This window comes from Mesorhizobium sp. M8A.F.Ca.ET.181.01.1.1, from assembly GCF_004792025.1.
Taxonomy (GTDB): Bacteria; Pseudomonadota; Alphaproteobacteria; order Rhizobiales; family Rhizobiaceae; genus Mesorhizobium.
The window spans coordinates 15,349-29,706 of record NZ_SRTV01000013.1; the positions used below are offsets into that span (position 1 = coordinate 15,349).

Consider the following 14,358-nt stretch of genomic DNA (forward strand, 5'->3'; position numbering starts at 1 on the left):
CTGCGGGCGCAACATCGGCGCCCAACCTTCCGAATGGAGTCATCATGTATCGCACACTCGTTTTCGCCGCTTTGGCAGGCATGATCGCGGGACCGGCGCTCGCCGCCGGCGGCAGCTGCAGCACCGCCCCAAAATCGCAATTCAAGCCCAAGGCAACACTGGAAGCACAATTGACTGGCGAAGGCCTCACCGTGCGGCAGATCAAGGTCGAGAAGGGCTGCTATGAGGTCTACGCGGTCGACAAGGCGGGCAAAAAGGTCAATCTGGCCTACAATGCCGAGACCCTTGAAAAGCTCGACAATGCCGAAGCCGGCGAAAATTGATCAGAACGTTCCGGCAGCAGCAGGCGCGCACCCATTGCCGCCGATGGTGCGCGTCTGGGATCGGGCCGTGAGGAGTTTCCATTGGGCATTGGTGCTCAGCTTCGTCACGGCCTGGCTCACCTCCCATTCCTCGGAGGGTATCCACCACTGGGCCGGATACGCCGCCGCCGCCCTCATCGGCATAAGGCTTCTGTGGGGTGTTCTTGGTACCCGCTATGCGCGGTTCTCCCAATTCGTGCGTGATCCGGCGACTGTCGCGCGTTATCTCTCGGCAATACTGAGCGGCCGCGAGGCCCGATATATCGGCCACAATCCGGCTGGCGGCGCGATGGTGATCGTCTTGATCGCGGCGATGGCTTCAACCGCTCTTACCGGCTGGCTGATGACGACCGACGCCTATTTCGGTGTGCCCTGGGTCGAAGCCGCACATAGCCTGGCGGCGCACGGCCTGTTGCTCCTCGTCTTGCTTCATATTGGCGGTGTCGCCCTGGCAAGCTTTCGCCACCGCGAAAACCTGGTCCGAGCCATGATCACCGGACGAAAACGCAGCGCCGAACCGGCGGACATCGCTTGACGATCGGCCAATCATCAACCCGGCGCCGTATCGGGCGCAAGCGGTAGCGGTCTCGATCGGGGAAGCAATGAACAGCAACCCGCCGCGCCTTTTGGCGGGCGGGTTGCAGCGTTGGATCACCGTCTACTTGACCAGGATCGTTGCCCACATTCCATTCATGAAATGACCGGGGATATTGCAAAAAACGGCATAGCTGCCCGGCTTGAGGTCCAGGGTCAGCGATCCGGTTTTGCCTGGATCGAGTTCGGAAACCTCGCCGAGATGGCCGGCCGCATCCTCGTTGACGCGATTTTCATTTTTCACATACGGCAATGCGGTCTTTTTCGCATCCGCGGCCGGCACGACGATCATTTCGTGAACCGTGTCCTTGGACGTATTGCTGACTTTGAAGGTAACCTCGCCCGCGGGTACGACGGTCTTGTCCAGCTTGATGGCCATCGTCGCCATGCTCATGTTTGCCGGCATGCCCATCCCCATCTTGGCGTCCGGGTTCACGGCACCGTCCTTGTCCCAAAGCTTTACGTTGACGGTCGTGTTGGCGAAGGCTGGCACCGACGCCGTCAAGAGGACCAAGACCAGTCCGGACTTGAAAAACTGCATGTTAGAATTGCTCCTGATCGCGTGCGGCGACCCCGCAGCCGATGGTTTTGAAGAATCATTTCCGGTCGCAGCGCCGGGCTAGCGCGGCCAAGCTGACAACAGGCTGACAATGGAGACAGGGCCGGAAGAGGCGACACCCTCGCGCCAAGCCGGCGCATCGAATCTGCTCTGGACATGAGCGGGCCGGCGCGTGCCTAGGTAGTTTCCCGTAGGGACAAAACCGAATTTCGCGACCCGCGGATTCGCGCGATTGCTGTGTCGCGAAACAACCTGGACAACAGCCATGCACGCTTACACCGCCTCCAGAATTTCATTGCCGTCGCATTCTGCTCAGCCAAGCCTGCCAGTGGCCCTCGACTCGGAAACGCAACAGCCGGTCAGCTTCTTTCCCGCCGGTTCGGAGATTTATGCTCAAGGCGAGAAGGCTGGCGCTTTCTACCAGGTCGAATTCGGCGCCGTACGCATCTATCGCCTGCTCGCGGACGGCCGCCGGCAGATTAGCGCCTTCCACCTCGCCGGAGAGACGTTCGGCTTCGAAGGCGACACGACGCATCATTTCTTCGCCGAAGCGATCAATGCCACCGGGGTACGCGCCTTCCGCTTCAGCGCTGGAGCGGACATGTCCCATCAGTTGCTTCCCCTGGCACTCAAGGGCCTGACGAGGGCGCAGGAGCACCTCCTTGTCCTCGGTCGTCAGAACGCCATCGAACGTGTCGCCGCCTTCCTGGTCGACATGATGGAGCGGCAAGGTGGATTGCGGCAGGTGGAGCTGCCGATGTCGCGCATGGACATCGGCGACTATCTCGGACTCACTATCGAGACCGTGTCGCGGGTTTTCACCCGGCTGAAGGATAAGGGCGTGATCCGCCTGCTCAACCTGCGCAGCGTCGAAATCCTCAAGCAGGATGTGTTGCAGACCATGGGCGTATGAGCCCTCCCAAGCAGACAGCGTAACGTCAGCCTCAGATCAGGACCCTGTTGTCATGCACCATACACTTACCACCCACACCGGATTTCGCTTCGAAGTGCGCCGCGCGTACCCTGAGGATGAGCCAACGCTGGCCGAGTTCTTCACCCATGTGACCCCGGACGACCTGCGCTTTCGCTTTCTCGGCGCTGTGAAGGAGGTCTCGCATGAACGGCTGGTCGCGATGACGCGTTCAGACGACGCCCACATCCATAATTTTCTAGCCTTCTCCACCGACGGAATGCTGATCGCGGTTGCAACGCTGGCAAGCGATGCCGCCGATCGAAACGGTGAGGTCGCGATCTGCATTCGTGCGGATCGCAAGCATCTGGGCGTTGGTTGGGAGTTGCTCGCTTATATCGCGAACTATGCCGAAGACCTCGGCCTGGAAGCGATCGAGTCGATCGAGAGCCGCGAGAACCGTGCCGCGATCGAGGTCGAGCGCGACATGGGCTTCACCGTCACGACCGATCCCGACGATGCGACGCTGGTCCTGGTTCGACGGGAGCTGGGGGCGCGATCAGCCGCTTAGCTGCCTTGGCCCCTTCCGGGCCGTTGTGGGCGCGGCAGGTCAAAAGACGAGCATGTCCGCGGCCACAGCGCATTCTTCATCCGCAGGAATGACAAGGACATCGACGCGGGAAGTCGCGTTGCTGGCCAGTTCCTCGCCCTCTCGGTTTCGCTTCTCGTCGAGATCGACTCCAAGCCAGGCAGCGGCACCGCAAATCCTCTCCCGGACCAACGGCGCGTTTTCGCCGATGCCAGCCGTGAACACCAGCGTGTCCAGTCCTCCCATGGCAGCGGCCAGCGATCCAATCTCACGTCCGATCCGATAAACGAAGAGCGCGACAGCCTCGGCGGCGGCGGGATCGTCCGAGGCGATCAACGTCCGCATATCACCCGATATTCCAGACACTCCGAGCAGGCCCGATTGCTCGTAGAGAAGCGTGACCATTTCGTCTCCAGACAGTCGCCGTTCCTGCAGCAAGTGAAGGATAATCCCCGGGTCGAGCGCGCCACAGCGCGTGCTCATCACCAGGCCGTCGAGCGTCGAAAACCCCATCGTCGTGGCGATGCTTCGTCCGGCGGCCATCGCGCACAGGCTGGCGCCACTGCCGAGATGGGCAACGATCGCCCGACCGCCGGCGTGCGCGCCGTATCGGTCACGCAGCTTCGCAGCGATGTGACTGTAGGACAGCCCATGAAAGCCGTAGGAAACGATGCCCGCGTCAGTCATCGCGCACGGCAGCCCGTAGATTTTGGCGAGCTCCGGTCTGGTCGAATGAAACGCCGTGTCAAAGCAACCGACCTGGAGGGCCTGCGGCAAGATTTCAGCGGCCAGCGCGACAATCTCGAGATTGATCCGCTGGTGGATGGGCGCCAGCGGCTCCAGCAGGCGCAGTGCTTTGAGCGTGCGTTCGTCGAGCAGCGTCGCTTCGGTGAAGTCACGCCCACCGTGAACGATCCTGTGTCCTACCCTGTCGATGCGGCGCAGGAGATCGTTTTCGGCGAGCACGGATGCAACCGCCGCGAACGCCTTGCCCATACCGATCGGTGCTTCGCCCAAGCTCTTGTCGAACTTTGACCTGCCGGCCGCAGCCTCGACTCGCAGCCGCGGTTGTTGACCGAGAGAGGAGACATTGCCGCGCAGCAGCAGCGGGAGCTCACCGCGTCGCTCGAAAACGGCGAACTTCAGGCTCGAAGAACCGCCGTTCAGGACAAGGATCGCATCGGTCATGAAGCCATCCTATATGTTGCCGTTTCCTTGCGCTTGCGAACGGGCATCCGCTCAATCTGGACGCCTCGGCCCCGCATCGGCATCCTGTTCCCACTTCCACTCAAGGATTTCCGGCATATCCTGCCCTTGGGCGCGAATATAGGCTCGATGTTCAAGCAGCTTGCTGTCCATCGCCTGCTTAACCCCGACCCGCATGCTCTTCAGTCGTGGAACCCAATCTACGACGCTTTGGACGATATGAAAGCGGTCAAGGCCGTTCAGCACCGTCATGTCGAAGGGCGTCGTGGTCGTGCCCTCCTCATTGTAGCCGCGCACATGGATGTTGTCGTGGTTGGTGCGTCGATAGGTCAGGCGATGGATGGTCCAGGGATAGCCGTGATAGGCGAAGATCACCGGCTTGTCGGCGGTGAACAGCGAATCGAACTCGCGGTCCGACAGGCCGTGCGGATGATATTCCTTAGGCTGAAGGGTCATCAGGTCGACAACATTGACCACCCTGATCCTGAGATCAGGAGCCTGTTGCCTAAGGATCTGCACTGCGGCCAGCGTTTCGAGGGTCGGGACGTCGCCAGCGCAAGCCATCACGACGTCGGGCTCAGCTCCATCGTCCGTTGACGCCCAGTCCCAGACGCCGATCCCCGCCCTGCAGTGAACGATTGCCTTGTCCATCGACAGCCACTGCCAAGATGGCGGCTTGCCGGCGACGATGATGTTGATGCGGTTCCAGGTCTGCAGCACATGGTCGGTCACGCACAGCAAAGTGTTGGCGTCCGGTGGCAGGTAGACGCGCACGATGCCGGCCTTCTTGTTGAGGGCGACGTCGATGAATCCGGGGTCCTGATGGCTGAAGCCGTTGTGTTCCTGATGCCAGACATGGCTCGACAACAGGTAGTTCAGCGACGCGATGGGCCGCCGCCATGGGATGTCACGGCAGGCGTCAAGCCATTTCGCATGCTGGTTGAACATGGAATCGACGATGTGGATAAACGCCTCGTAGCAGGAAAACAGGCCATGGCGCCCGGTAAGCAGGTAGCCTTCCAGCCAGCCCTGGCAGGTGTGCTCAGAGAGGATTTCGAGAACCCGGCCATCGCGTCCCAGATGAACGTCTTCGCGCAGGATCTTTTCCATCCAGCCACGTTCGGTCACCTCAAACACGTCCTGAAGGCGGTTCGAGGCAGTCTCGTCAGGGCCGACGATCCGGAAGTTCTTCGAAGCCTCGTTCAACTGCATGACATCTCGCAAGAAACTGCCCATGGCCCGCGTCGACTCGGCCTTGATGGCGCCGGGGCGCTCGAGCGCAATGGCGTGGTCATGCAACCCGGGCAGTTCGAGAGACCTGCGCAGCAGGCCGCCATTGGCGTGCGGGTTTGCACTCATTCGTTTCGTTGCCTGGGGTGCCGTGGCACGGATCGCGGCGACAGGAGCGCCGGCAGCGTCGAACAGCTCCTCGGGCCGGTAGCTTTTCAGCCATTCCTCGAGCAGCTTGAGATGCGCGGGGTTTTCCGCAAGGCCTGACAAGGGAACCTGATGCGAGCGCCAGAAGCCCTCGGTCTTCAGGCCGTCGACCTCTTTCGGGCCGGTCCAGCCCTTGGGGCTGCGCAACACGATCATCGGCCATTTTGGTCGTGACGCGGTCGCCGCAGGTCCGTTGCGTGCGGCATGCTGGATAGCCTGGATCTGATCAAACGCATCGTCGAGAACGCTCGCCATCCGCTCATGCATCAGAGCCGGCTCGTCGCCTTCCACGAACAGCGGCTCATAGCCGTAGCCAGCAAACAGCGCGCGCAATTCGTCTTCGGGAATGCGAGCCAGAATGGTTGGATTGGCGATCTTGTAGCCGTTCAGATGCAGGATCGGCAGCACCGCCCCGTCGCGCGCAGGGTTGAGGAATTTGTTGGAATGCCACGCGGCTGCCAGTGGTCCGGTTTCAGCCTCGCCGTCACCGACGACGCAGGCGACCACAAGATCCGGATTGTCGAAAGCCGCGCCATAGGCATGCGAGAGCGAATAGCCCAACTCGCCGCCCTCATGGATCGAGCCGGGCACATCTGGTGCTGCATGGCTCGGGATACCGCCGGGAAACGAAAACTGCCGGAACAGCTTGCGCATCCCCTGCTCGTCCATTGCGATGTCGGGATTGAGCTCGCTGTAGGTGCCCTCCAGATAGGTATTCGCCACCATTGCCGGGCCGCCATGGCCGGGGCCGCAGACATAGATCACATTCGCGTCCCTGAGCCGGATCGCGCGATTGAGGTGCGCATAGATGAAGCTTAAGCCGGGCGACGTTCCCCAGTGGCCGAGGAGACGCGGCTTGACGTGCTCCAGCCGCAACGGCTCGCGCAGCAGCGGATTGTCGAGCAGGTAGATCTGGCCAATCGTCAGATAGTTGGCAGCGCGCCAATAGGCATCGATGTCCTGCAATTCATGCTCGGAAGGCTGGCTCGATTGGGCAAGTAGAGAGGTGTGTTGGGTCATGTCTGGCTCCATTGCCTCTTGGTGCATCTCGCCGTACCGCGACATGCGCCTGTGCCATCGATCTGCAGTGAATGGACACAAACGCTTCCCGCGCTGTTTGGTTCACAGTCAACCGGCCACCGGCACCTAAGGACTTGCGATAACTGCTGTTCGTGACATCAGTAGTAGCGCTGGATCGCGCACGCTTTGATCCACCGCAAAAAAGGCGAGAGAGCGGGGTCGGCCGGTTCGACGCAACCCACAGCCAAAATCTGCGCTGTCACGACATCTGCCTAAGATTGTCCAGGTGTCTGTTGGCGGCCCAGCATCGAACGGCGTCCAGCCCCGCGGCGCGATGCCGCCAATCTTCATTCTGCGGCCTGGATCGGCGGCTCTCGGCCGGGTTATGCCAGAACGATTGATCGCGTCGCCCGCTCGGCTGTGGACGAGACCCGCGACCTTTACGACAATGCCTGCGTGCTATTAGCGCTCGCCGCCCTTTTCACAGCCACGGACCGCATCGCCTATCGCAAGCAGATCGAAATTTTGCTCACGGCCATCGACACGACTCTCGCCGATCCGGCGGGCGGCTGGGCCGAGGACGAGCATGGGACGTTGCCTCGGCGGCAAAATCCACATATGCATCTGTTCGAAGCCTGCCTGGTGCTTGCAACGAAAACGCGGGACGCTTCGCATCGCCGCCGCCTGGACGGGCTCTATACGCTGTTCCTCGAACAGTTTTACATTCGGGGCGCGGGTCCCTTGTGTGAATTCTTCGGGCCGGCTTGGGAAAGAGGCCCGAAATTCCAATCCGAAAGGCTGGATCCCGGCCATATGTGCGAGTGGACCTGGCTATTGCATCGATATTCCGACGCTCTCGATCCAGGCACAGATCACCGCGCTGCTGAAACGCATCTGCCGCGACAGGGGAACCGCCGTGATGCTGGTTACCCACGACATGGGCGTGATCGCGGAAACCGCCGACCGCGTGGCGGTAATGTATGCCGGGCGCTTCGTCGAAATCGGGCCGGTCGATGACATCATCCGCCGGCCGCAACATCCCTACACGCGCGGATTGATCGGCTCGATCCCGAGCCTGGTGACGCGTCACGAGCGTCTCGTCCAGATTGACGGCGCGATGCCGCGTTTGAATTCCATGCCGCCCGGCTGTGCTTTCCATCCGCGCTGCGTTCTGGCGGATACGCGCTGCCGCAGCGCTCTGCCGCCCTTGCTGGCGAATGGCCCGGGCATGGCAGCCTGCTGGAACCTTGCCGCCGGCGATGCCGTGGAGGCAGCATGACAAACTTGCTCGCCAAACCGACGCTGCGCGTCGACGATGTCGCCTGTTTCTTCGACGTTTCGCCGTCGTGGTTCGACCGTACGGTGATGCGCAAACCGCAACGCACGCTCAAGGCGGTCGACGGCCTGAGTTTTGTGATCCCGCGCGGCACCACGTTTTCGATCGTCGGCGAATCCGGCTGTGGGAAATCGACATTGGCGCGCCTGGTGGTCGGACTGTATCAGCCGACGCGCGGCACGCTTTCGTTTGCGAACGGCAGCGGTCGCGATGGTTTGGTGCGCACCCAGATGATCTTCCAGGATCCCTTCGCCAGCCTCAATCCGCGTTGGCGCGTCGGCGCCATCATCGCCGAGCCAATCAAACAAATGGGTTTGCGCCCCTCGGGCGCGGAGACGCAGACACGCGTCAGACAATTGCTGGAGACGGTCGGCCTTTCCGGTCGGGATTCCAACCGCTATCCGCACGAATTCTCCGGTGGCCAGCGCCAGCGCATCTCTATCGCCCGGGCATTGGCTGCCGAACCGGAGTTTCTGGTCTGTGACGAGCCGACCTCGGCTCTCGATGTGTCGGTGCAGGCGCAGATCCTCAATCTGCTCAAAGACCTGCAGCGTGAACTCGGCCTCACCTATTTGTTCATCAGCCACAATCTGGCGGCCGTGAGGCACGTGTCGGATCGTGTCGCCGTCATGTATCTCGGCCGGATCGTGGAGGAAGCCGCAACCGATGAAATCTTCGAACGGCCGCAACATCCCTATACGCGCTTCCTGCTCGATACCGTGCCCAATCTAGATCGCCCAAACCGCGATCGCGTGCCGGCGACAGTCGACCTGCCGAGCCCGATCGATCCGCCGCCTGGCTGCGCCTACAATCCGCGCTGTCCGCTGGCCACCGATACCTGCCGGACTGACGTACCCGAATCCCGCCCTGTCGGCGGCACGTTGGTGCGCTGCCATCATGCGACCCTCTAGCGCGATGCGCGTTGAGCAGGATCAAAGCAGTCGGGATCATCGCCGCATGGAAGTGAGGTAACGCCTTGCGCATTCTCATCGTCAATCCCAACACAACCGCCAGCATGACCGCGACGATCGCCAGGGCTGCATCCGCGGTCGCGGCGAGCTCGACTGAGATACTCGCCGCCACATCCGGCATGGGCCCAGCTTCGATCGAAGGTTATTACGACGAGGCACTGGCGGTACCGGGTCTGGTTGATGAAATCGCAGGCGGCGAGCGCAATGGGGCTGACGCTGCGGTGATCGCCTGTTTCGACGATACCGGCCTTGATGCTGCACGAGCACTCGCCACCATTCCCGTTATCGGCATCTGCGAAGCAGCCTTGGTGACCGCAGCTTTCATCGCCCAGCGTTTTACCGTGGTGACAACCATGGATCGCTCCCGGGTACCGCTAGAAGCGCTGGTGCAGCGCTACGGGATGCAAAGCAAGGCGAAGGTGCGCGCGGCCGACATTCCGGTACTGTCGCTTGAGGATCCAGCATCGGACGCAAAATCAAAACTCAGGAGCGAGATCGCCCGCGCACTCTCTGAGGATCGCGCTGAGGCGATCGTACTCGGCTGCGCCGGCATGGCCGACCTTATGGATGAGCTGCGCCGCGAATACGGCGTGCCCGTGATCGACGGCGTGGCGGCTGCGGTGAAACAGGCCGAGGCGCTAGTGGCGCAAGGGTTAAGCACGTCAAAACGGGGGGCATATGCCTATCCCTTGGCGAAACCCTATGCTGGCGCGCTTGCATCCTTTGCTCCGGCAGTTTTGGCACCTGCGAACACTGACCACGTCCTCAACAGTGTGACGGGCTTTTACCCCAAGGGAAACGCTTCCGGTTGATTCAGAATCGGTTTGCCGTCGACCAACCGTGCAACCATTCGGTGGCATAAAGCAGGCGATACATTGCCGCCTCGATACTCTTGACCGGCCCTGGACATATCGTGCGATACGGACTGCCAGCGCTCCCATGTTACCTGGCATCATCCCGTCGAATGCGGCCTCGCCGAGCTCAAGCGGTTCCACGGGTGACGACCCGCTTCGAGAAATAGGTCAAGCCGCGTCGATAGACGCGGGATGCCTGAACGTCCGTTTCTGACATTCCGAGCCTCGAAGCCGCAAGTCTGCAGACGTGAAGAGTTTCGGGCGCCGGCAGGCGTACGAAAGTCCCCGAGGAAGGAACCCGCGGGCCACAAGTCGATGGCTATGGGGATTTCGATCTGCGGCTGATGTCGGCGATGGCGCGACCGCCGCTTGGAAGCGCAGGGGTGGATGCGGACAGGCCGCTTCGTTGCGCCTCCGCGCGGTATTGCCGACCCGAGATGCGGTTGGGTGTGGCCCTGTCGACATCGATAGTCACCATGGGCGCGCGCGGGTCCGTTGCCGGAGGCGAAGCGCCTGCGGCTGAAGGCTCGACCATTCCATGCCGGGTCATGGCGTGCTGCTCCCGCTCGACCGGGAACCGTGTCAATTTTTTGAAGTGTCCGCGATAATTTCCAGCTTGAGATCAAGCAAATGAAGGACGCTCGCCGTTGCCAGTCTGAATGGTCGTTCTCGCTTGGAAGGACCGCGCTGCATTACAGTCACAGACACGAACCAATGAAGGGCGCACGGCGAACGCCGGCTGACTGAAACCGCCAGAAATACGTCAGCCGAAGCAGCCATCCGCGTGATCATTTGCAAGAAGGACGAGCGTGCGAAATCCGGAGGCGGATCGAGCCACATAATGCTGATGGAACAGGATCAAGGCCAAGCGTAGAGGGTGACGATTTTGGTCAGCCTAACCAAGTGCCCAGGGACTAAGCTGCCCTTGAACGACGGTCTCTGAGCGCAAAGGAACCCGCCTATTTGCACGCCGTTGCACGCCGCAACTCTCCGACGCGCCGACTGCACTTACAACCGTTCCCAACTTCGTTCAGATCAATCCTGTGTTTTGCCAGGAGATCGAAAGAGGTCTATCTAAACCAAACAGCGAAAGAGGCGATCGCGCCGGAAATGGTTCGGCAAACCACGCTATTCCGCCTAACCCCTACTCCCACTCGATTGTTCCCAACCCAGCTAGGTCATTGATCTAGCTGGGTTTTTTCTTACCTGCGGCACCGAAAGCCGACGCACAGTCCGTCAAAAAGTTACGCTCTTGATTTTAAAGGGAAAATCGCGACAAAAAATATTCTGAGGTTTCACCAACTATCGGGAACAATCGCTCGATTTTTGCACACAGAAGCGTCTCGACGTGATGACATTGCCCTGCGAAAAGTACCGTCAGTAGGTCAATCACGCCACACAAACTCGCCCTTTGGCCCGAGATGGAACGGCAGGCAGGTACTTCCATGCCTTCAAAAATCGTCGAGCTGACCGGCTCAGCCTGCTTATGCGCGAGACGCCGAAGCAAATCGTCATCAACATTCCTACTCGAAGGAATAGGTGAACCCTTCCTTGGAGGCGCCGACGGTGACTTTAGTCATCTTTTCGCCCTCGAGCGAGCGGTTCAGCACGCCGCGGCTCAGTTCCGGCAGCAGCGTGTTGGTCAGGATGGCATCGATCATCCTGCCGCCGGATTCAATCTCGGTGCAGCGGGCCTTGATCAGATCCATGACACCGTCGCCGATTACCAGTTCCGCATCATTGGTTGCCCGCAGCCGGCGGGCGATTTTGGCGAACTGGTGACGGGTGATTGCTTCGATCATCGAATCCGAGAGCGGATAATAAGGAATGGTCACCACCCGGCCGAGGAAGGCCGCCGGGAAGACTTTCAGCAATGGGCTGCGCAAGGCGGTGTCCAGATCGTCGAGCCCGGCCCGCAGCGTGCCATTTTTGGTGCGGTCCATGATGACCTCCGAGCCGACATTGGAGGTGAGCAGGATCAGCGTGTTCTTGAAGTCGATCCGGCGGCCCTCGCTGTCGTCCATCATCCCCTTGTCGAAAACCTGGAAGAAGATTTCGTGCACGTCGGGATGCGCCTTCTCCACCTCGTCGAGCAGGATCACCGAATAGGGTTTTCTGCGCACCGCTTCGGTCAGGATGCCGCCCTTGCCGTAGCCGACATAGCCCGGCGGCGCGCCTTTGAGCGTCGAGACGGTGTGCGCCTCCTGGAACTCGGACATGTTGATCGAGATCAGGTTCTGCTCGCCACCATAGAGCGTTTCGGCCAGCGCCAATGCCGTTTCGGTCTTGCCGACGCCCGAAGGGCCGCAGAGCAGGAAGACGCCTACCGGCTTTTCGGGCGCGCCGAGCCCGGCGCGGCTGGTCTGCACCCGCCTGGCGATCATCTCCATGGCGTGATCCTGTCCGACCACGCGTTCGGACAGGCTGCCGGCGAGCCGCAGCGCCTTTTCGGTCTGGCTCGATAGCATCCGCCCAGTCGGGATGCCCGTCCAGTCCTGAACGACCGCCGCCACGGCATTGCGATCGACCGACGGCAGGATCAGCGGTGTCTCGCCTTGCGCCTCGGCCAGTTCGGCCATCAGTTCGCGCAGCCGGCCGAGATCGGCGGCAGGATCAGATGGAGGGGCAGCGGCCGGTCCTTCTACATCAGTCTTGGCTGTTTTGGCTTTCGTCGTTTTAGTCTTGGGCACTTCGGCCTTAGGCGCTTCGGTCTTCGGCGGCTGAGCCTCAACTGTGTCGGAGCCCGCCGTTGCGGTATTGCTTTCCGGCGTCTCCACCGGATCGAGCGGAACACCCTCGCCGCGCAGTCTGGCGCGCAGTTCGAGTATTTCGGCGACGAATGCCTTTTCCCGATCCCAGCGTTGCTGAGCCGCGGCCAACGTGATTTCGGTTTCGGCAAGTCCGGTGTCGACCCGGGCCTGCCGGTCAGTCACCTCGATGCCTATCGCAGCCTCGCGACCGATGATGCCGCTTTCGACCTCCAGCGCTTGGCGACGGCGCATGATGTCCTCGACCTCGGCGGGCGTGGCGTGCTGCGATATGGCGACGCGGGCGCAGGCGGTGTCGAGAAGGCTCACTGCCTTGTCCGGCAATTGTCGCGCCGGGATATAGCGATGTGAAAGGCCGACCGCGGCCTCGATCGCCTCGTCCAGTATCTGCACCTTGTGGTGCTGCTCCAGGACACCGGCCACACCGCGCAACATGAGGACGGCCACCGCCTCCGACGGCTCGTCGATTTTGACCACCTGGAAACGGCGGGTCAGCGCCGGGTCCTTCTCGATGTACTGCTTGTATTCGGCCCAGGTCGTCGCGGCGATGGTGCGAAGTTCGCCCCGCGCCAGCGCCGGTTTCAAGAGATTGGCCGCGTCACCGGTTCCGGCCGCGCCACCGGCGCCGATCAAGGTGTGGGCTTCATCGATGAACAGGATGACCGGCGTTTCGGATGATTGAACCTCATCGATAATGGCCTTCAGCCGTTTTTCGAATTCGCCCTTCACGCTGGCGCCCGCCTGCATCAATCCGACGTCGAGCATGCGCACGCTGACATTCTGCAAGGAGGGCGGCACGTCGCCCTCGGCGATACGCAAGGCAAAGCCTTCGACGACCGCCGTCTTGCCGACCCCGGCCTCGCCGGTCAGGATCGGGTTGTTTTGCCGGCGCCGCATCAGGATATCGACGATCTGCCGGATTTCTGGTTCGCGGCCGACGACCGGATCGATCTTGCCGTCGCGGGCGCGCTGGGTCAGGTCGGTGGCATAATTCGCCAGCGCCGAATCCCCGCCCGGAGCCCGCTTCGGCGCCTCCGCGACGGAGAGCGTGGTCGAGGTGCCGGCTTCGAGTGAACCCTCCACGACATCGGCGAACCGCGCGATGACCGCGTCGGCATCGATCTTGTTAAACTCGCCGCTGATCTTCGACAGCAGGCCTTCCAGCACCGGCGTCTTCAGGCAGGCAAGCAGAATATGGGCGCTGCGGACTTCCTCCACGCCGAACTCAAGCGTAGCCAGGTTCCAGGCTTCCTGAATGGCATGAAAGATATGGTCGGAGAACTCCTCGATCGATGTGGCGCCATAGGGGAGCTTGTCGACGGCGCGGGTCATATCGGCGGTGATCCGGCTCGCATCCACGCCCGCATCGGCGATGATCATCTGCACGTCCGAGCGGTCGGAAAGCACCAGCTGCTCGACGAAATGGACGAGTTCGACGTATGGGTTGCCGCGCAGTTTGGCGGTGTCCGCAGCCGCCTTGAAGGCGCGGACACCGACAGGATTGAGCTTGCCGACCAGTTCCTTGCGCTTGAAAGTCTGCGATGACCGGCGCTGTTCCATCGAACGTGCTCCTGCAGTCTGCCAGCCGATAAATTGCCACATAAGCCATCACTTGACAAAGCGCCTGATGTACCGCTGTCGCAATGCCCGGTTTAGCCGGCTCGTTTCCATTTGTGGAAAGTCCCGCACCACTGACTGTAAACGGCCTCCGCGATGCGGTTCGCCTGCAGCTTCGGCCACCACACCAAGGAT

At 61.4% G+C, this 14,358-nt stretch carries 11 protein-coding genes and 1 pseudogene; 7 read left to right on the top strand and 5 right to left on the bottom strand.

What is annotated here, in order from left to right:
• Positions 1 to 44: 44 nt before the first annotated feature.
• Both EN824_RS30480 and EN824_RS30485 read left to right on the top strand, forming a co-directional pair.
• A complete protein-coding gene (locus EN824_RS30480) occupies positions 45 to 323 on the top strand; it encodes a PepSY domain-containing protein (RefSeq protein WP_189343527.1) in 279 nt (92 codons plus the stop codon).
• The gene (locus EN824_RS30485) at positions 301 to 897 is read left to right on the top strand and encodes a cytochrome b/b6 domain-containing protein (protein WP_335930847.1); all 597 of its coding nucleotides are present in this window, start codon (positions 301 to 303) and stop codon (positions 895 to 897) included. The genes EN824_RS30480 and EN824_RS30485 overlap by 23 nt, the downstream gene beginning before the upstream one ends.
• A 123-nt stretch (positions 898 to 1,020) precedes the next feature.
• Here the strand turns inward: EN824_RS30485 and EN824_RS30490 are convergent, their stop codons facing one another.
• Complete coding sequence (locus tag EN824_RS30490; protein WP_245464307.1) at positions 1,021 to 1,449, bottom strand: plastocyanin/azurin family copper-binding protein; 429 nt, start codon at positions 1,447 to 1,449, stop codon at positions 1,021 to 1,023.
• Positions 1,450 to 1,780: 331 nt separating this feature from the next.
• Between EN824_RS30490 and EN824_RS30495 the strand changes: the two genes are divergently transcribed.
• Together EN824_RS30495 and EN824_RS30500 are read left to right on the top strand one after the other, a co-directional pair.
• Complete coding sequence (locus tag EN824_RS30495; protein WP_127277193.1) at positions 1,781 to 2,428, top strand: helix-turn-helix domain-containing protein; 648 nt, start codon at positions 1,781 to 1,783, stop codon at positions 2,426 to 2,428.
• A gap of 52 nt (positions 2,429 to 2,480) precedes the next feature.
• A complete protein-coding gene (locus EN824_RS30500; protein ID WP_127277196.1) occupies positions 2,481 to 2,996 on the top strand; it encodes a GNAT family N-acetyltransferase in 516 nt (171 codons plus the stop codon).
• Between the two features lie 39 nt (positions 2,997 to 3,035).
• On the opposite strand, the gene EN824_RS30505 is transcribed toward EN824_RS30500, so the two are convergent.
• The 3 genes from EN824_RS30505 to EN824_RS36585 all read right to left on the bottom strand — a co-directional run bounded on the left by EN824_RS30505 (position 3,036) and on the right by EN824_RS36585 (position 7,265).
• On the bottom strand, positions 3,036 to 4,202 hold the full coding sequence (locus EN824_RS30505; protein ID WP_127277198.1) for an acetate/propionate family kinase: 1,167 nt from the start codon (positions 4,200 to 4,202) through the stop codon (positions 3,036 to 3,038).
• Positions 4,203 to 4,253: 51 nt separating this feature from the next.
• Positions 4,254 to 6,677 (bottom strand): phosphoketolase family protein, encoded by a 2,424-nt coding sequence (locus EN824_RS30510; RefSeq protein ID WP_127277201.1) that lies wholly within the window; start codon positions 6,675 to 6,677, stop codon positions 4,254 to 4,256.
• 462 nt (positions 6,678 to 7,139) lie between these two features.
• Positions 7,140 to 7,265 carry a hypothetical protein gene (locus EN824_RS36585; RefSeq protein ID WP_272483031.1) on the bottom strand — a complete coding sequence of 42 codons (126 nt, stop codon included), beginning with the start codon at positions 7,263 to 7,265 and terminating at the stop codon, positions 7,140 to 7,142.
• A 250-nt stretch (positions 7,266 to 7,515) separates the two neighbouring features.
• Between EN824_RS36585 and EN824_RS36255 the strand changes: the two are divergent.
• The 3 genes and pseudogenes from EN824_RS36255 to EN824_RS30525 all read left to right on the top strand — a co-directional run.
• A pseudogene (locus EN824_RS36255) lies at positions 7,516 to 7,956 on the top strand (oligopeptide/dipeptide ABC transporter ATP-binding protein); the annotation flags it as partial.
• Positions 7,953 to 8,924: an oligopeptide/dipeptide ABC transporter ATP-binding protein gene (locus tag EN824_RS30520; RefSeq protein WP_135933042.1), complete on the top strand. Its 972-nt coding sequence runs from the start codon at positions 7,953 to 7,955 to the stop codon at positions 8,922 to 8,924. The pseudogene EN824_RS36255 and the gene EN824_RS30520, both read left to right, overlap by 4 nt.
• A gap of 65 nt (positions 8,925 to 8,989) precedes the next feature.
• Positions 8,990 to 9,796 carry an aspartate/glutamate racemase family protein gene (locus EN824_RS30525; RefSeq protein WP_135933043.1) on the top strand — a complete coding sequence of 269 codons (807 nt, stop codon included), beginning with the start codon at positions 8,990 to 8,992 and terminating at the stop codon, positions 9,794 to 9,796.
• Between the two features lie 1,565 nt (positions 9,797 to 11,361).
• Here the strand turns inward: EN824_RS30525 and tssH are convergent.
• Entirely contained in the window at positions 11,362 to 14,166 is a 2,805-nt protein-coding gene (tssH, locus tag EN824_RS30535; RefSeq protein WP_135917246.1) for a type VI secretion system ATPase TssH, read from the bottom strand.
• Positions 14,167 to 14,358: the final 192 nt, after the last annotated feature.

Bases quoted from the DNA above. Each gene is read 5' to 3' on its own strand.
- EN824_RS30480 (WP_189343527.1), top strand. From the start codon at position 45: ATGTATCGCACACTCGTTTTCGCCGCTTTGGCAGGCATGATCGCGGGA.
- EN824_RS30505 (WP_127277198.1), bottom strand. From the start codon at position 4,202: ATGACCGATGCGATCCTTGTCCTGAACGGCGGTTCTTCGAGCCTGAAG.
- EN824_RS30510 (WP_127277201.1), bottom strand. From the start codon at position 6,677: ATGACCCAACACACCTCTCTACTTGCCCAATCGAGCCAGCCTTCCGAG.
- EN824_RS30495 (WP_127277193.1), top strand. From the start codon at position 1,781: ATGCACGCTTACACCGCCTCCAGAATTTCATTGCCGTCGCATTCTGCT.
- EN824_RS30500 (WP_127277196.1), top strand. From the start codon at position 2,481: ATGCACCATACACTTACCACCCACACCGGATTTCGCTTCGAAGTGCGC.
- EN824_RS36585 (WP_272483031.1), bottom strand. From the start codon at position 7,265: ATGCTCGTCCTCGGCCCAGCCGCCCGCCGGATCGGCGAGAGTCGTGTC.
- tssH (WP_135917246.1), bottom strand. From the start codon at position 14,166: ATGGAACAGCGCCGGTCATCGCAGACTTTCAAGCGCAAGGAACTGGTC.
- EN824_RS30485 (WP_335930847.1), top strand. From the start codon at position 301: ATGCCGAAGCCGGCGAAAATTGATCAGAACGTTCCGGCAGCAGCAGGC.
- EN824_RS30520 (WP_135933042.1), top strand. From the start codon at position 7,953: ATGACAAACTTGCTCGCCAAACCGACGCTGCGCGTCGACGATGTCGCC.